A 13850-nucleotide genomic window follows, 5' to 3' on the forward strand; every position below is an offset into this window, starting at 1 on the left:
TCCGGGCGGTCATGGATTCACGTCAACTCTAATGGTGTGGAAGCCTGTGGCACCGTCGGGAGCAACCGGCCGGCGGTCCTCCACCTGCGGCTCGCCGTTGAGGTCTGTGGCGCGGACCTGGACCTCGTACTGGCCCGGAGCCAGGTCGATGCCCAGCTGCCACTGGTACCAGGTGTCCAGCGAAATCCCGGGCGCGAGGCGGGCCGCCTGCCACGGACCGCGGTTGACCCGGAGCTCCACTTTGCCGACCCCGGTGTGCTGGGCCCAGGCCACGCCGCCAAACATGACCGTTCCAGCACCCACCCGCCGGCCGGTGCGCGGAACGTCGATCCGCGAGGACGTTTTGATGGGGCCGCGGTCGGACCAGCCGCGCGGCGTCCAATAGCCGACGTCGTCCGCGAACCTGGTGAGACGGAGTTCCGTGAGCCATTTGGTCGCGGAAACGTAGCCGTAGAGGCCCGGCACGATCAACCGGACCGGGAAGCCGTGTTCCAGCGGCAACGGTTCGCCGTTCATCCCCACCGCAAGCAGGGCGTCCCGCTGATCAGTGAGGACCTCCAGCGGTGTGCCCGCCGTCCAGCCGTCGGAGCTCCGGGACAGCACCATGTCGGCGCCGGACTGCGGCCGGGCAAGGGCCAGGAGTTCCCGCACCGGCCAGCCGAGCCAGCGGGCATTGCCGATCAGGTCCCCGCCCACTTCGTTGGAGACGCAGGCGATGGTCACATGACGTTCGATCAGCGGCTTGGCCAGCAGATCGGCCAGGTTCAGCTCAATCTCCTGTTCCACCATCCCCGTGACGCGGAGTACCCAAGATTCAGGGTCGAGGGACGGGACGATCAGGGCGGTGTCAATCCGGTAGAAGTCCCGGTTCGGTGTAACCAGCGGCTGCATCCCGTCCAGGCCGACCTCGGCGCCGGCCGGGATGGCGGGCGCTCCGGAGACTGCGGCAGGCAGTTGCAGCATCTCGCGGGCAGTACTGATGCCGGAGGCTGCACCTCGCCAGACCGCGGCCACAACCCCGCCAACGGCGGTGGCCCCCGCGCTCGCAGCCAAGACCTGCAGGAACGTGCGCCGCCCGGCGGTTGCTGCTGTCCCCGCGGGAACTTGCGCCGTCGCGGCGTTTGTCCCGGCTGCTGTCCCCGCTGCACCTGTTCCAGCTGCGCCGGCCGGGTGCCCTTCGTGGAGCCGCCGGATCAGCCATCCCAGCTGCAGGGCACCGGACAGGGCTGCGGCCAGTGCCACTACAGCCGCGGCCGGGGTCATCTGGGCACGCGTGAGGACCGCACTGAGCCCGACGAGCCCAAAAACAGCAATCACCGCCCCACCGGCAAACCGCCTGCGCTGCTCCAGGATCCCTGCCAATGCCCCGACGGCCGCGATAACCAGCAGCATCCCGCCCACGAACACCGCTTTGTCGGCGGTGCCGAAAAGCGAGATGGCCCAGTCCTTCACACCCGGCGGAACAGCGTCGATCACGGCTCCGCCGACTGCCGTCAAGGGCGAGAGGGACGGACTGAACAGACCTGCCAGCAGCTCCCCTATTACGACGGCGGCGCCGGCGGCCACGGCTCCCGACGCGGCGGCCCAGCGACGGCTGCCTCGAGCGGCACCGTCGGTTCCCGAGCGCCCTGGAGAGGTGGCGCCGTCGTCGGCCGTTTCCTGCAGGGGCTGGGAGCTGTTCACCTCTCCAGCATAGGTTCGCCGGGCCCCGGCGGCGCGGGACTTCGCCACCGTTCGGAGGGACTTCCGGCGATGGAGCGGATCCCGGGCGTCATGGGCGTGATCCCGGGGGTAAACGTGGCGTAGCCTGAATTCATGAGTGTTCAGCTAGGCATGCCACAACCCCGGGAGGATGCAGGGCCGGGGCTGCCGCCTGCCCGGCCGGCCGGCACGGCGCCGGGACTGCTGGACCAGTACGGCCGCCGGGCCACGGACATGAGGCTGTCGCTGACGGACAAATGCAATCTGCGCTGCACCTACTGCATGCCGGCCGAGGGGCTTGAATGGCTTTCCAAGCAGGCCGTGATGTCCGCCGAGGAGATCGTGCGGATTGTCCGGATCGGCGTGGAGCTGCTCGGTGTTCGCGAACTGCGTCTGACGGGCGGGGAGCCACTGGTCAGGGCGGACCTGATTGACATCATTGCGGCCCTGCGCAGCAACCATCCGGAACTGCCCATCTCCATGACCACCAACGGCGTGGGCCTGGACAAGAAGGCCGCCACGCTCAAGGCTGCGGGCCTGACCCGCATCAACGTCTCACTGGATTCGCTGCACGAAGAAACCTTCACCAAGCTGACCCGGCGCCCCTTCCTGGACCGTGTCCTGGCCGGCGTCGATGCCGCCTGGGCCGCGGGACTGGGCCCCGTCAAACTCAACGCCGTCCTGATGCGGGGCATCAACGACACCGAGTCGCCGTCCCTGCTCGCCTGGGCGCTGGACCGCGGCTACGAACTGCGCTTCATCGAGCAGATGCCGCTCGACGCAGACCACGGCTGGACCCGCCGGAACATGATCACCGCGGCCGAGATTCGCACTCTGCTCTCGCGCGACTTTGTGTTGAGTCCCGATCCCCGCGCCCGCGATGGAGCCCCCGCGGAACGCTTTGAAGTACGACGCCGGGCAGCCGGGACCGCGGGGCCGGATAGTCCCGTGCTGGGTACCGAGGGACTAGTGTCTGCCGCTAACGTGCATTGGCCGGAAGGCGTGGAGGCGGCGCCGGAAGCCCAAGGGCCGGTGCTCGGCACCGTGGGCATCATCGCGTCCGTCACGGAGCCGTTCTGCTCCGACTGCCGTCGCACACGGATCACCGCCGAGGGCAAGATCATGAGCTGTCTGTTCTCCCGTGAGGAGTTTGATCTCTTGGGTCTTCTGCGGGACGGCGCCGGTGATCAGGCCCTGGCCGAACGCTGGCAGGATGCCATGTGGGTCAAGCCAAAGGCCCACGGCATGGACCACACAGGTCTCGGCGCGGCGGACTTTGTCCAGCCGGACCGCAGCATGAGCGCCATCGGAGGCTGAATTCTTGAACGTACGTTACTTCGCTGCCGCACGCGCTGCCGCTGGGGTCGAAGAAGAGCTCTTCGATCTCGCGCCGGGGGCCACAGTGGCCGACCTGCTGCTGGCAGTCCTGGCTGTGGACCGCGCCGAGCCCGCTGCCGGCACTCCTCCCCTGCAACGTATCCTGTCCCGGAGCAGTTTCCTGCTCAACGAGGTGGCCGTCCGGGACCGCACGACTGTGTTAAATCCGGGCGATGTGGTCGACGTGCTGCCTCCGTTCGCCGGCGGGTAGGACACCTTGCAGACGGCGCGAGGGGACACTTGAGGCCCCGGATCTTGGCGCGAACGAACATTTGAGGCCCCGCGTCCTTGGTGCGAACGGACAGTTGAGGCCCCTGCAACGACACCTTGAAACCGCCCACGGATGCAGGCACTTACAGTTGCTTCGCGGAGTTATGCACATAGCCGTTCAGGCTGGCCGTTATTGTCAGACCCCCGCGGGATGATTTGAGTATGGATAGCAGAGCAGCTGTAGCGACGGCGGAGGCCCTTTCGGCATCCTTCGCTGAGCTGGCTGTGGCGCTCCGGGACGGGACTGATTCCAACTGTTCCGGGGACGCTGATCCTATGCGTCGGAGAGCAGATGAATTCCTGGACGGGCTGGCCGAGATCTCACGGCTGGACGCGAAAAGTGCCGCACTGAAGGCCTGGCTGGCTGCCGGCTACACCGCCGCCGCCGAGGCTTTGGCGGGCCCTGCAACGTCGCCCGAGGACCATACCGGGCAGGAGATGGCCGTCGTCGCGGAGGTCGCGTGTGCCCTGACGGTCAGTGAACGCGCTGCCGGGGCCCTCCTCGCCGAAGCCCACGCCCTGACCACGGCCCTGCCGCTGACATTCTCCGCGCTGCAGGCAGGGACGATCTCGTGGCAGCACGCCCGGATCATGGTCGACGAAACCACCAACCTCGACAGGCCGGGCGCGGCGGCGTTGGAGGCACATTTCCTGGACCCTCACGTGGTGAATCCGGCACGTGGCCCGGCCGGTGAGCTCATCCCCGGAAGGTTCCGGCACAAGGCCCGCACCTGGCGGGAACGCCACCACCCGGTCAGCATCGAAAAACGCCATATCAAGAGCGCAGCCGACCGAGGCCTGGAATATGCCCCGGACCGCGACGGGATGGCCTGGCTCTCTGCCTACCTCCCTGCGGACACCGCCGCGGGGATCTGGAACCGCACCACCACAGTGGCCAGGGCGTTGCAGGGGCCTCATGAGGACCGGAACCTCAGCCAGCTCCGAGCAGACATCGCCGCCACCTGGCTTCTGACCAACAACAGTGCAGGCAGCGGAACCGGTGATGAGGGTAGGGAAAAGAGCGGCGGCGCGACCGGCGAAACGAGCCACGAAGAGACCGGGGGCATCGCCGTGGGCGGCGGTGTTCCATCCCCGCGGGCGCAGGTGTTGATCACGGTCCCGGTCATGGCGCTGCTGGGCCAGACCGACGAACCCGCCATGCTCGACGGATACGGGCCGATCCCGCCATCCATGGCCCGCCACCTGATCGCCGACGGTGCCGAATCCTTCCACCGCGTCCTCATCGATCCCCGCGACGGAGCACCCCTGGAAATCGGCAGAACCAGCTACCGGCTCACCAAAGCCCAACGCCAATGGCTACGACTACGGGACGGGAAATGCCCGTTCCCAGGCTGCAGCAACCAGTCCCTCGACAACGAAGCGGACCACCTCCTCGCCTGGGCCACGGCGGCACCACCGGCATCCCAAATCTCGGCCAACCCTGCCACAAACACCACAGACTCCGCCACATCACCGGTTGGAAACCCACCACCGCCACCAAGAATGAACCACCACCCGGCTGGATATCACCGTCCGGACGGCACTACCAAAGCGAACACCCCGACTGGGAACCATCCCACTGGCCAGCCAACATCCCCATGCCCGGCGCCGGCACCAGCACCGGTTCGGTCTTGGACGCGGACCTGGACTTGGAACTCGACCTGGACCTGGACCTGGACCTGGGCATACCACCGGCACGGAGCTGAACTGCGTTTCGGTTACTGGGCCGCTCCCATCGCCAGGGCCAACAACGTCGCGCGGCTATGGACGCCGCATGTCTCGAAAATCTGCTTGAACTGATCCTGGACGGTATGGGCCCCGATCCCCAAGGCGTCAGCCATGGCGTTGGTGTCGGCGCCGCTGGCGGCAAGCTCAAACAATTCCCGCTGGCGCGTTGTCAGCCCGAAGCTCCGGGCGAACATATCAAGCCTCGCCGCCGGAGGGCAGGCCTGGATGGTGACGGCCAATGGCGGAATGGCCGCCGTGCCGGTAGAGTCCATCCGGCTGGCCTGGAGGAGGGCCCACTGGCCTGACCCGATGTGCACACGGGCGGACGCAGGATGACGATCCACGCCCGCCTCACGCGCCAGCAGCTGGGCAGCGACGTTGAGGACCTCGGCCGGTACGCGTTGAAAGGGACGCGGGCCGGCCTGGAGCAGTCCAAGCCACTCCTCCACCGAAGCCGTTCCACCCACCACCGCCATATCCGCATCCAGAGTCAGCACAGCCTGCTGAGGCAAGTCCGGCCCAGGACGTTCGCCGACGGCTGACGCCCGCGTACGGACCACCTCGTGTCCTACGGGGTCGCGTCCGCCAGGCACCTCCAGGAGAAATTGCCGGGCTATCGAACGACGAAGGGCGGGCATGACCTCACGCGTCACGGCAGCGACGTATCCCACTTCGTCGGCGGTAAAGGGATTTTCCTTCGCCGTTCGCCAGAGGTCAATCCAACCCCAGCAACCGTGCTTGTCCGCCAGCACTGCGAACAGGACATCGGTCACTCCGTAGCGCTTCATCAGGCCATCCCATACCAGGCTCCGTGATGGATTGCCGGCAGTTTCGCGCAGCAGCGTCGTGACCGGCGACGGGCTGATCGCCAACTGCGTCCACCGACCTGCCTGCGTCAGATACTTGAGCCTGATCAGCAACGGCAGTTCGTCCGGGCACGGAATCCGGGCCATGGGCGACATGCCCGTCGCCGTCAGCGGATCTGAGAGCGGCCACACGAAAGCACTGAACGGAAGCACCCGGCCCAACTCAGCGAGCACGGCAGTGCGTAACGAGTGGTGATCCGGGGCGGAGTCGCCGATGAGCCGGATCCGTTCAAAGCTCCTGTTCCAGGGCCTGCCGGGGGTCATTCCCCCAGTATGCCCTCTGTGGACAGCGCCGGGTTTTCTACCAAGACCCCAGATTTCTGGGATACCGGCCACATCGGCCGGCAGTTAACGTGACAGTACGCGACGCAGCGGAACCGTGCGGCTGTCCCAGGACAGGAGCCATGGGTTGGACAGCACGGAGGCAAATAAGTGCGATCAACTAACACGATGAGCTAAGGAGAATTAGCAATGTACACACTGCAAATCGAACATGGCATTAAGGACTTTGGCATGTGGAAAGAAGCCTTCGACCGGGATCCAGTGGACCGCGCGGCCTCCGGAGTCGTCGGCCACCGGATTTCCCAGCCTGTGGATGATTCCCACTACGTGGTGGTGGAACTCGATTTCAACGAACCCGGCCAGGCTGAGCAATTGCCGGCGAACCTGAAAAGTAGGGTGTGGAATTCGTCTTCCGCAGCGCCAGCCTTGAACGGCGCTCCGCGGACAAGGATTCTGGAATCAGCCGGCTGACGGTCGGAATTCTGCAGGGGCCCCAAGTGTCCGTTCGCGCAGGGGTCGGGATGGGGTCAGACGCGGCGGCACTCGGAGTTCATGAACGGGACAAAGGCCTGGCCGTCGCCGAGGCGCAACTCGGCGGTGTGGATCAGCACGTCGTTGTCCACCCGGAAAGTATGGCGGGCAGTCCCCCGGTCACTGTGGCGCTCGACGCGCAGCACACCGTCCACCCACGTGCAGCGGGCCGGGGCTCCCGGCGGTAGGCCCATGCTGTCCACGTGGTACCAGAGGATGTCGTTGTGGTCACGGTCGACAGTAAAAACGCCGTGGCCTTCAAAGTGCGTGCCATCAGCTTCGGTGTGTCTGTAACTTTGCACGACTGCGTAGCCCCCGGCAGCCCTGGTGTAACTGATTTCCGCCGAGGCCGTGCGCTTGGGCCCCCAGGCCGACGCGTCCAGCCAGGTGGTGCCGCGCCAATGGCCCAGGAAGTTCTCCAGGACGGCGTGCACCGTGCCCGGCTGCGGAAAGTTCATAGGTTCATTATGGCGGGCGCAAGCCTGCCCGTCAGAGACCGAAGGTTTCGGTCTCCTCGAACGGGCCCACCACGGTGACAGTCCGCGGGGCGGCCGCCAGTTCCCTGGCAAGCTCCTGGACCTCCTGCGCAGTGACCGCCTTGATCTGGCGCAGGGTCTCGTCGATGTCCTGGTATTCACCGGACACGAGTTCAGCACGGCCCAGGCGGGACATGCGGGAACCCGTGTCCTCCAGTGCCAGGACAATTCCGCCGCAGAGCTGGCCCACGGCCTTGCGCAGTTCGTCGTCGGAGATCCCGCCTTCGGCAAGCTTGTCCAGCTCCAGCCCCAGCAGGTCCAGTACCTGGCGGACCTTGGACGGAGTGCACCCTGCGTACATCCCGAAGTAGCCTGCATCCGCGTAGGAGGAGGCAAAGGAGTACGTGGAGTACACCAGGCCACGCTTCTCGCGGATCTCCTGGAACAGCCGCGAGGACATCCCGCCGCCCAGGACGGCGTTGAGGACGCTCATGACGTAGCGGCGTTCATCGGTGGCCACAATCGTCGGGCAGCCCATGATGATATTCGCCTGTTCCACCGCACGCTTGACCACATGCAGCCCGGCTGTGCCGGTGATGTCCGCCCGCTCGGTGGAGCGGCGATCCACCGGAGCGGCATCCGGCTCAAGTGACCACCCGGCAGTGTGGAGGGCGTCCACCACAAGGCTGCAGACGACGTCGTGCTCCAAGCCCCCGGCGGCGGTGATGACCAGCTCATCCGGGCGGTAGTAACGGCGGTAGTGCTCCCAGACGGACTCGCGGGCGACGGCGCGGATCGCGGCGGGCGTGCCGCCGATAGGGCGGCCCAGCGGGTGGGTGCCCAGGACGGCAGCCACAAAGTTTTCATGTGCAACGTCCGTGGGGTCGTCGCTGTCCATGGCGATTTCCTCCAGGATGACGTCGCGCTCCTGCTCCATCTCGGCCGGATCCAGGACGGCACCGGTGATCATGTCGGCAATGACGTCGATGGCCATGGGCAGGTCCGTGTCCAGCACGCGCGCGAAATAGCACGTGCTCTCCTTGGCCGTGGCTGCGTTGGACTCCCCGCCCACCTCGTCAAAGGCCGAGGCGATCTCCAGGGCAGTGCGGCGTTTGGTCCCCTTGAACAGCAGGTGCTCCAGGAAGTGCGTGGAGCCGTGCTGGCCCGGGGCTTCATCGCGTGACCCGACGCCCACCCAGAAACCGATGGTCGCCGAACGCTGGCCCGGCATCGCTTCGGTGAGCACCCGAACGCCGCCCGGCAGCACCGAACGCCGGACAACGGAGCCGCCGTCGGAGCCGTGGACCAGGGTGTCGCCGGGCTGGTTCTGCTCAAGCGGCAGGGGTACAACAGTCATTGAAGCCTTTCAGGAGCGGCAGCCGGATCTGGCTGCCATCGTAACAGCGGCGGGGCCGGTGGATCATCCACCGGCCCCGCCGATTCATGCTGTGTGGAGGAGGATGCTCCTCCACGTCAGTGGACTACTCCGCTTCGACAGCGCTCTCTGCGGCGGAAGCGTCAACGCTCTCGGCGCCTTCTTCTTCAGCCACTACGGGGGACAGCGACAGCTTTCCACGGTCATCGATCTTGGTGATTTCCACCTGGATCTTCTGGCCGACGGAAACCACGTCATCAACGTTGTCCACGCGCTTGCCGTTGGCCAGCTTGCGCAGCTCGGAGATGTGCAGCAGGCCGTCCTTGCCCGGAGTCAGCGAAATGAAGGCACCGAAGGTGGTGGTCTTGACGACCGTACCCAGGTAGCGCTCGCCGATTTCCGGGATCTGCGGGTTGGCAATGGCGTTGATGGCGGAGCGTGCTGCGTCAGCAGACGGACCGTTGGTGGCGCCAATGTAGACCGTGCCGTCGTCCTCGATGGAGATGTCGGCGCCGGTGTCTTCCTGGATCTGGTTGATCATCTTGCCCTTGGGCCCAATGACCTCGCCGATCTTGTCAACCGGGATCTTGACCGCGATGACGCGCGGCGCGAACTCGGAGAGCTCATCCGGGGTGTCGATCGCGGAGTTCAGGACGTCCAGGATGTGCAGTCGGGCTTCGCGGGCCTGCTTCAGCGCTGCTGCCAGCACGGAAGCGGGGATGCCGTCGAGCTTCGTGTCCAGCTGGATGGCCGTAACGAATTCGGCGGTGCCGGCAACCTTGAAGTCCATGTCTCCGAAAGCATCTTCGGCGCCGAGGATATCGGTCAGGGCTGCGTAGCGGGTCTGGCCGTCAACCTGGTCGGAGACCAGGCCCATGGCGATACCTGCAACAGCTGCCTTCAGCGGCACACCTGCATTGAGCAGGGACAGCGTCGAAGCGCAGACGGAACCCATCGACGTCGAACCGTTGGAGCTGAGAGCCTCAGACACCTGGCGGATCGCGTAGGGGAATTCCTCGCGGGACGGCAGCACCGGCATAATGGCGCGCTCGGCGAGGGCGCCGTGTCCGATTTCGCGGCGCTTGGGCGAACCCACGCGGCCGGTCTCGCCGGTGGAGTACGGCGGGAAGTTGTAGTTGTGCATGTAGCGCTTGCGCGTGACGGGCGACAGCGAATCGATCTGCTGTTCCATCTTGAGCATGTTCAGCGTGGTGACACCCATGATCTGGGTTTCGCCGCGCTCGAAGATTGCCGAGCCGTGCACGCGGGGCAGAACCTCAACCTCGGCGGTGAGCTGGCGGATGTCCGTCAGGCCACGGCCGTCGATGCGGATCTGGTCCTTGAGGATACGCTGGCGCACAACCTGCTTGGTAACCGAGCGGAATGCTGCGGACAGCTCCTTGTCGCGGCCTTCGAACTGGCCGGCCAGGGAAGAAGTGACTTCGTCCTTGAGCGAATCCGTTGCAGCATCGCGTTCCTGCTTGTCAGCGATCTGGAAGATAGCGGCCAGCTTCTCAGCGGCAGCGGACTCAACAGCGGCGTAGACGTCATCCTGGTAGTCCAGGAAGACCGGGAACTCAACGGTGGGCTTGGCAGCGCGTGCAGCCAGGTCCGCCTGGGCGTCGCAGAGTGCCTTGATGAACGGCTTGGCAGCCTCGAGGCCCTCGGAGACAACCTCTTCGGTGGGAGCGGTGGCGCCCTGTTCCTTGATGAGGTTCCAGGAATTGTCGGTTGCTTCGGCTTCGACCATCATGATGGCGACGTCGTCACCGGCAACACGGCCGGCTACAACCATGTTGAACACAGAGTTCTCGAGCTGGGAGTGCTTGGGGAAAGCAACCCACTGTGAACCGTGCTCGTCAGCGACGAGGGCAACGCGGACGCCGCCGATCGGGCCGGAGAACGGCAGGCCCGAGAGCTGGGTGGACATGGAGGAGGCGTTGATGGCCACCACGTCGTAGAGCTCGTCGGGGTTGATGGCCAGGACGGTCACCACGATCTGGACCTCGTTGCGCAGGCCCTTGACGAAGGCCGGACGCAGCGGGCGGTCCATGAGGCGGCAGGCCAGGATGGCCTCGGTGGACGGGCGGCCTTCGCGGCGGAAGAACGAGCCCGGGATACGGCCGGCGGCGTACATGCGCTCTTCAACGTCAACCGTCAGCGGGAAGAAGTCGAAGCCTTCACGCGGGTGCTTGCCGGCGGTGGTGGCGGACAGCAGTGCGGTGTCTTCGTCGATGTACACCATGGCTGCGCCGGCTGCCTGCTTGGCAAGACGGCCGGTTTCAAAGCGGATTACACGCTTGCCAAAGCGGCCATTGTCAATGACTGCTTCTGAGAACTGGATTTCGGGACCCTCCAAGAGAGTCACCTCCGTTTCTTGTTTCACGGAGTCCAGCCGCATCAACCCAGGCCAGCATCTGTCTACTGGCCTGCACTGCACCCGGTCATCGATCGAGATCCACGGGCCGGGGGCTTCATTCTTCGAAGCCGTTCCCGGGGATCACTACCGAGGACCGCGAATGCGTGATGCGGTTGATCCTCCTGTTTAGTTTTTCTTCTGAAGAAGGCGGCCCTTTCCGTCACGGAAGGGGCCGCCCCTTAAAGCTGACTAGCGGCGCAGGCCGAGACGCTCGATGAGCGCACGGTAGCGGGTGATGTCAGTGTTCTTGAGGTAGGTGAGCATACGCTTGCGACGACCAACCATGGCCAGCAGACCGCGCTGGGTGTGGTAATCGTGCTTGTGCACCTTCATGTGCTCAGTCAGATCCTTGATCCGCTGAGTCAGGACTGCAACCTGGACCTCCGGTGAACCGGTGTCGCCCTCGGACGTTGCGAAATCCTGGATGATGGACTGCTTTACAGCGGCGTCAAGTGCCACAATAACTCCTATAGATGTGCCGTGAGGCCCGATTCAGTACTTCACTGCCGGGTCTGCCCGCGCGGGAATCCCCCGGAAACCAGGGAATTTCCACACATGGCAGGAACCAGCCGCCACGGACTGCAGCCGGATCCATCTGCTAGTTTACCGGCCCCGCCGCAATCTTGTCGAAACAGCCGCCGCCGTCAGCCGCGGCCGTCCCCAAAAGGCCGTCACCAAATGCCCGTGGCTCAGCGACGCAGCTGATCCCGGATGGCGGCCATCCCCCGGAACAGCTCCGCGAAGCTGGTGCTCAAGGGCGACAACCCCACGCGGATCCCGTGTGGTGCGCGGAAGTCCGGGATGACGTCCTGTTCCCACAGCGCCGCCGTCACGTTCCGGAACGCCGGATGATCCACGGTGATGTGGCTCCCGCGAAGCTCCGGCTCACGCGGCGACGCCAGCTCGACGCCCGCCGGTTCCAGCCATGCCTCAAACAGCTGAACGGCGAAGGCTGTGAGTTTTAGGGACTTCTCCCGGATGGCAGCCATGCCGGCCTCTTCGATGAGGTCCAGGGTGCCGCGCATGGCCAACATCCCGAAGGTGGCCGGAGTGCCGCTGAGGAAACTCCGGATACCGGGCGCCGGCTCGTAGCCTGCGGCCATCTCGAACGCGTCCTTGCGTCCCATCCAGCCCCAGATCGGCTGTTTCAGACCGGGCAGGTGCCTGCGATTGACGTAGGCGAACGCCGGCGAGCCCGGTCCCCCGTTGAGGTATTTGTAGGTGCAGCCCGCGGCAAAATCCACGTTTGCCCCGTCCAGGTCCAGCTCCACGGATCCGGCGGAGTGGCACACGTCCCAGACCACCAGCGCCCCCGCGCTGTGTGCAACTTCCGTGATGCCCGGAAGGTCGGCCAGGAAGCCTGAGCGGTAGGCCACGTGGCTCAGAAGTACGACGGCGGTGGCCGGGCCGGTCGCGTCCCGCACCTGTTCGACGGTGACTCCGGACGCAGGATCGGCTTCGATCCACCGCAGGGTCAGGCCTTCCTCGCGGGCGATGCCCTCGACCAGGTAGCGGTCCGTGGGGAAGTTATCCGTGTCCAGGACGAACTCTGTGCGGGCGGGGTCAGCCACGGTGGCCAGCGCGGCGCGGATCAGTTTGTAGAGCACCACCGTGGTTGAGTCGGCGATGACGGTCTGGCCCCGGGCTGCGCCGAGGACAGCGCGGCCCAGCTGATCGCCGATGGTCTGGGGCAGGTCCAGCCATTCCTCATCCCAGCCACGGATGAGCCGGCCGCCCCAGCCTTCCCCGATAAAGGTGCTGATGTCCCGTTGTGTCCGCTTCAGCGGGCGGCCCAGGGAATTGCCGTCGAGGTAGGAAAGGTCCGTGTCCGTCCCGATGAAGAGGCCGCGGTAGCGCGCCAACGGGTCGCCTGCATCCAGTTGCGCGGCCTGCTCAAGGAGGTCGGCGGCGTCGTGGTTCTCCATGTTCGCGTCCATTGCGCTGCTCACTGGCCGATCTCCGTTCGTACGGCGAACAGTTCCGGGAAGAAGGTGAGCTCAAGGGCCTTTTGCAGGAAGGCAGCGCCGCTGGATCCCCCGGTTCCAGATTTCATCCCGATGGTCCGCTGGACGGTTCGCAGGTGCCGGAACCGCCAGAGCTGGAAATTATCCTCCAGGTCCACCAGTTCCTCGCACGCCTCGTACGCACCCCAGTTAGCGGCGGCGTTTTCGTAGATGTGCTTGAACAGCGGCACCAGCTCAGGGCAGAACTCGTGGGCACGGGTGACGTCCCGCTCCAGGACGGACTGTGGCACGTCGAAGCCCTGCCGGGCCAGGTAGGCCAGGAACTCGTCGTAGATGCTGGGCGCCTTAAGCACGTCCTCCAGCATGGCGTGCGCGTCCGGGTCAGATTCGAAGACCGGCAGCATTTTTCGGTTTTTGTTGCCGAGGATAAACTCCACGGCCCGGTATTGGCTGGACTGGAATCCGGAGGAGTTGCCCAGGAACCCGCGGAACTGGGAGTACTCCGTGGGCGTCAGCGTGGCCAGGACGGACCATTGCTCCGTCAGGGTTTTTTGGATGTGCTTGACCCGGGCGATGCCTTTGAGCGCGGAGCCGAGATCGTCTGCGCGCAGCCAGGCCGCGGCGCTGCGGAGCTCGTGCAGCACCAGCTTCAGCCACAGCTCGGTGGTCTGGTGCTGGATGATGAACAGCAGCTCGTCGTGGTGTTCGGGCGTGCTGACAGGTTGCTGTGCGCTGAGCAGGGTGGGCAGCTGGAGGTAGGACGCGTAGCTCATCCGGGAACTGAAATCGCGGACTATGCCTTTGTCCAGTTTGCGGGTGTTCTTCTCGACGGCCACGGTGCTGCCTCTCTGGGTGTTCGGT

General features: G+C 65.5%; 11 protein-coding genes and 1 pseudogene. 4 read left to right on the plus strand and 8 right to left on the minus strand.

The annotated features are described in order from the left end of the window. Positions 1-9: 9 nt before the first annotated feature. Complete coding sequence (locus ACX80X_RS00310) at positions 10-1566, minus strand: molybdopterin-dependent oxidoreductase (RefSeq protein ID WP_252613714.1); 1557 nt, start codon at positions 1564-1566, stop codon at positions 10-12. 249 nt (positions 1567-1815) lie between these two features. On the opposite strand from ACX80X_RS00310, the gene moaA reads away from it, so the two are divergent. From moaA to ACX80X_RS00325, 3 genes and pseudogenes are all read left to right on the plus strand, one after another. Further along, positions 1816-3018: a GTP 3',8-cyclase MoaA gene (moaA, locus tag ACX80X_RS00315; RefSeq protein WP_459310930.1), complete on the plus strand. Its 1203-nt coding sequence runs from the start codon at positions 1816-1818 to the stop codon at positions 3016-3018. A 4-nt stretch (positions 3019-3022) separates the two neighbouring features. Further along, a complete protein-coding gene (locus ACX80X_RS00320; RefSeq protein ID WP_252611182.1) occupies positions 3023-3289 on the plus strand; it encodes a MoaD/ThiS family protein in 267 nt (88 codons plus the stop codon). 221 nt (positions 3290-3510) lie between these two features. Then, positions 3511-5054 (plus strand): annotated as a pseudogene (locus tag ACX80X_RS00325) (HNH endonuclease signature motif containing protein). A gap of 12 nt (positions 5055-5066) precedes the next feature. On the opposite strand, the gene ACX80X_RS00330 reads toward ACX80X_RS00325, so the two are convergent. Continuing rightward, positions 5067-6206 (minus strand): helix-turn-helix transcriptional regulator, encoded by a 1140-nt coding sequence (locus ACX80X_RS00330; RefSeq protein WP_459310932.1) that lies wholly within the window; start codon positions 6204-6206, stop codon positions 5067-5069. A 207-nt stretch (positions 6207-6413) separates the two neighbouring features. Between ACX80X_RS00330 and ACX80X_RS00335 the strand changes: the two genes are divergently transcribed. Beyond that, positions 6414-6695, plus strand: coding sequence for a hypothetical protein (locus ACX80X_RS00335; RefSeq protein ID WP_252613663.1), 282 nt, complete (start codon positions 6414-6416; stop codon positions 6693-6695). A gap of 56 nt (positions 6696-6751) precedes the next feature. Here ACX80X_RS00335 and ACX80X_RS00340 read toward each other — a convergent pair whose 3' ends face one another. The 6 genes from ACX80X_RS00340 to kynA all read right to left on the minus strand — a co-directional run bounded on the left by ACX80X_RS00340 (position 6752) and on the right by kynA (position 13825). After that, positions 6752-7213, minus strand: coding sequence for a DUF1579 family protein (locus ACX80X_RS00340; RefSeq protein ID WP_252611174.1), 462 nt, complete (start codon positions 7211-7213; stop codon positions 6752-6754). Positions 7214-7244: 31 nt separating this feature from the next. Further along, positions 7245-8588 carry a M16 family metallopeptidase gene (locus ACX80X_RS00345; protein ID WP_252611172.1) on the minus strand — a complete coding sequence of 448 codons (1344 nt, stop codon included), beginning with the start codon at positions 8586-8588 and terminating at the stop codon, positions 7245-7247. A 124-nt stretch (positions 8589-8712) separates the two neighbouring features. After that, a complete protein-coding gene (locus tag ACX80X_RS00350) occupies positions 8713-10965 on the minus strand; it encodes a polyribonucleotide nucleotidyltransferase (protein ID WP_252600052.1) in 2253 nt (750 codons plus the stop codon). Between the two features lie 249 nt (positions 10966-11214). Continuing rightward, on the minus strand, positions 11215-11484 hold the full coding sequence (gene rpsO, locus ACX80X_RS00355; RefSeq protein WP_056348417.1) for a 30S ribosomal protein S15: 270 nt from the start codon (positions 11482-11484) through the stop codon (positions 11215-11217). 230 nt (positions 11485-11714) lie between these two features. Further along, on the minus strand, positions 11715-12962 hold the full coding sequence (locus tag ACX80X_RS00360) for a kynureninase (RefSeq protein ID WP_459310988.1): 1248 nt from the start codon (positions 12960-12962) through the stop codon (positions 11715-11717). Positions 12963-12970: 8 nt separating this feature from the next. Next, positions 12971-13825: a tryptophan 2,3-dioxygenase gene (gene kynA, locus ACX80X_RS00365; RefSeq protein WP_058929490.1), complete on the minus strand. Its 855-nt coding sequence runs from the start codon at positions 13823-13825 to the stop codon at positions 12971-12973. Between the last annotated feature and the right edge of the window lie 25 nt (positions 13826-13850).

The organism is Pseudarthrobacter sp. MDT3-1, from assembly GCF_054510755.1.

What these genes read in the sequence shown, in the direction of transcription:
- moaA (WP_459310930.1), top strand. Translation starts at nt 1,816, where the DNA reads ATGAGTGTTCAGCTAGGCATGCCACAACCCCGGGAGGATGCAGGGCCG.
- ACX80X_RS00330 (WP_459310932.1), bottom strand. Translation starts at nt 6,206, where the DNA reads ATGACCCCCGGCAGGCCCTGGAACAGGAGCTTTGAACGGATCCGGCTC.
- ACX80X_RS00335 (WP_252613663.1), top strand. Translation starts at nt 6,414, where the DNA reads ATGTACACACTGCAAATCGAACATGGCATTAAGGACTTTGGCATGTGG.
- ACX80X_RS00340 (WP_252611174.1), bottom strand. Translation starts at nt 7,213, where the DNA reads ATGAACTTTCCGCAGCCGGGCACGGTGCACGCCGTCCTGGAGAACTTC.
- ACX80X_RS00345 (WP_252611172.1), bottom strand. Translation starts at nt 8,588, where the DNA reads ATGACTGTTGTACCCCTGCCGCTTGAGCAGAACCAGCCCGGCGACACC.
- ACX80X_RS00360 (WP_459310988.1), bottom strand. Translation starts at nt 12,962, where the DNA reads ATGGACGCGAACATGGAGAACCACGACGCCGCCGACCTCCTTGAGCAG.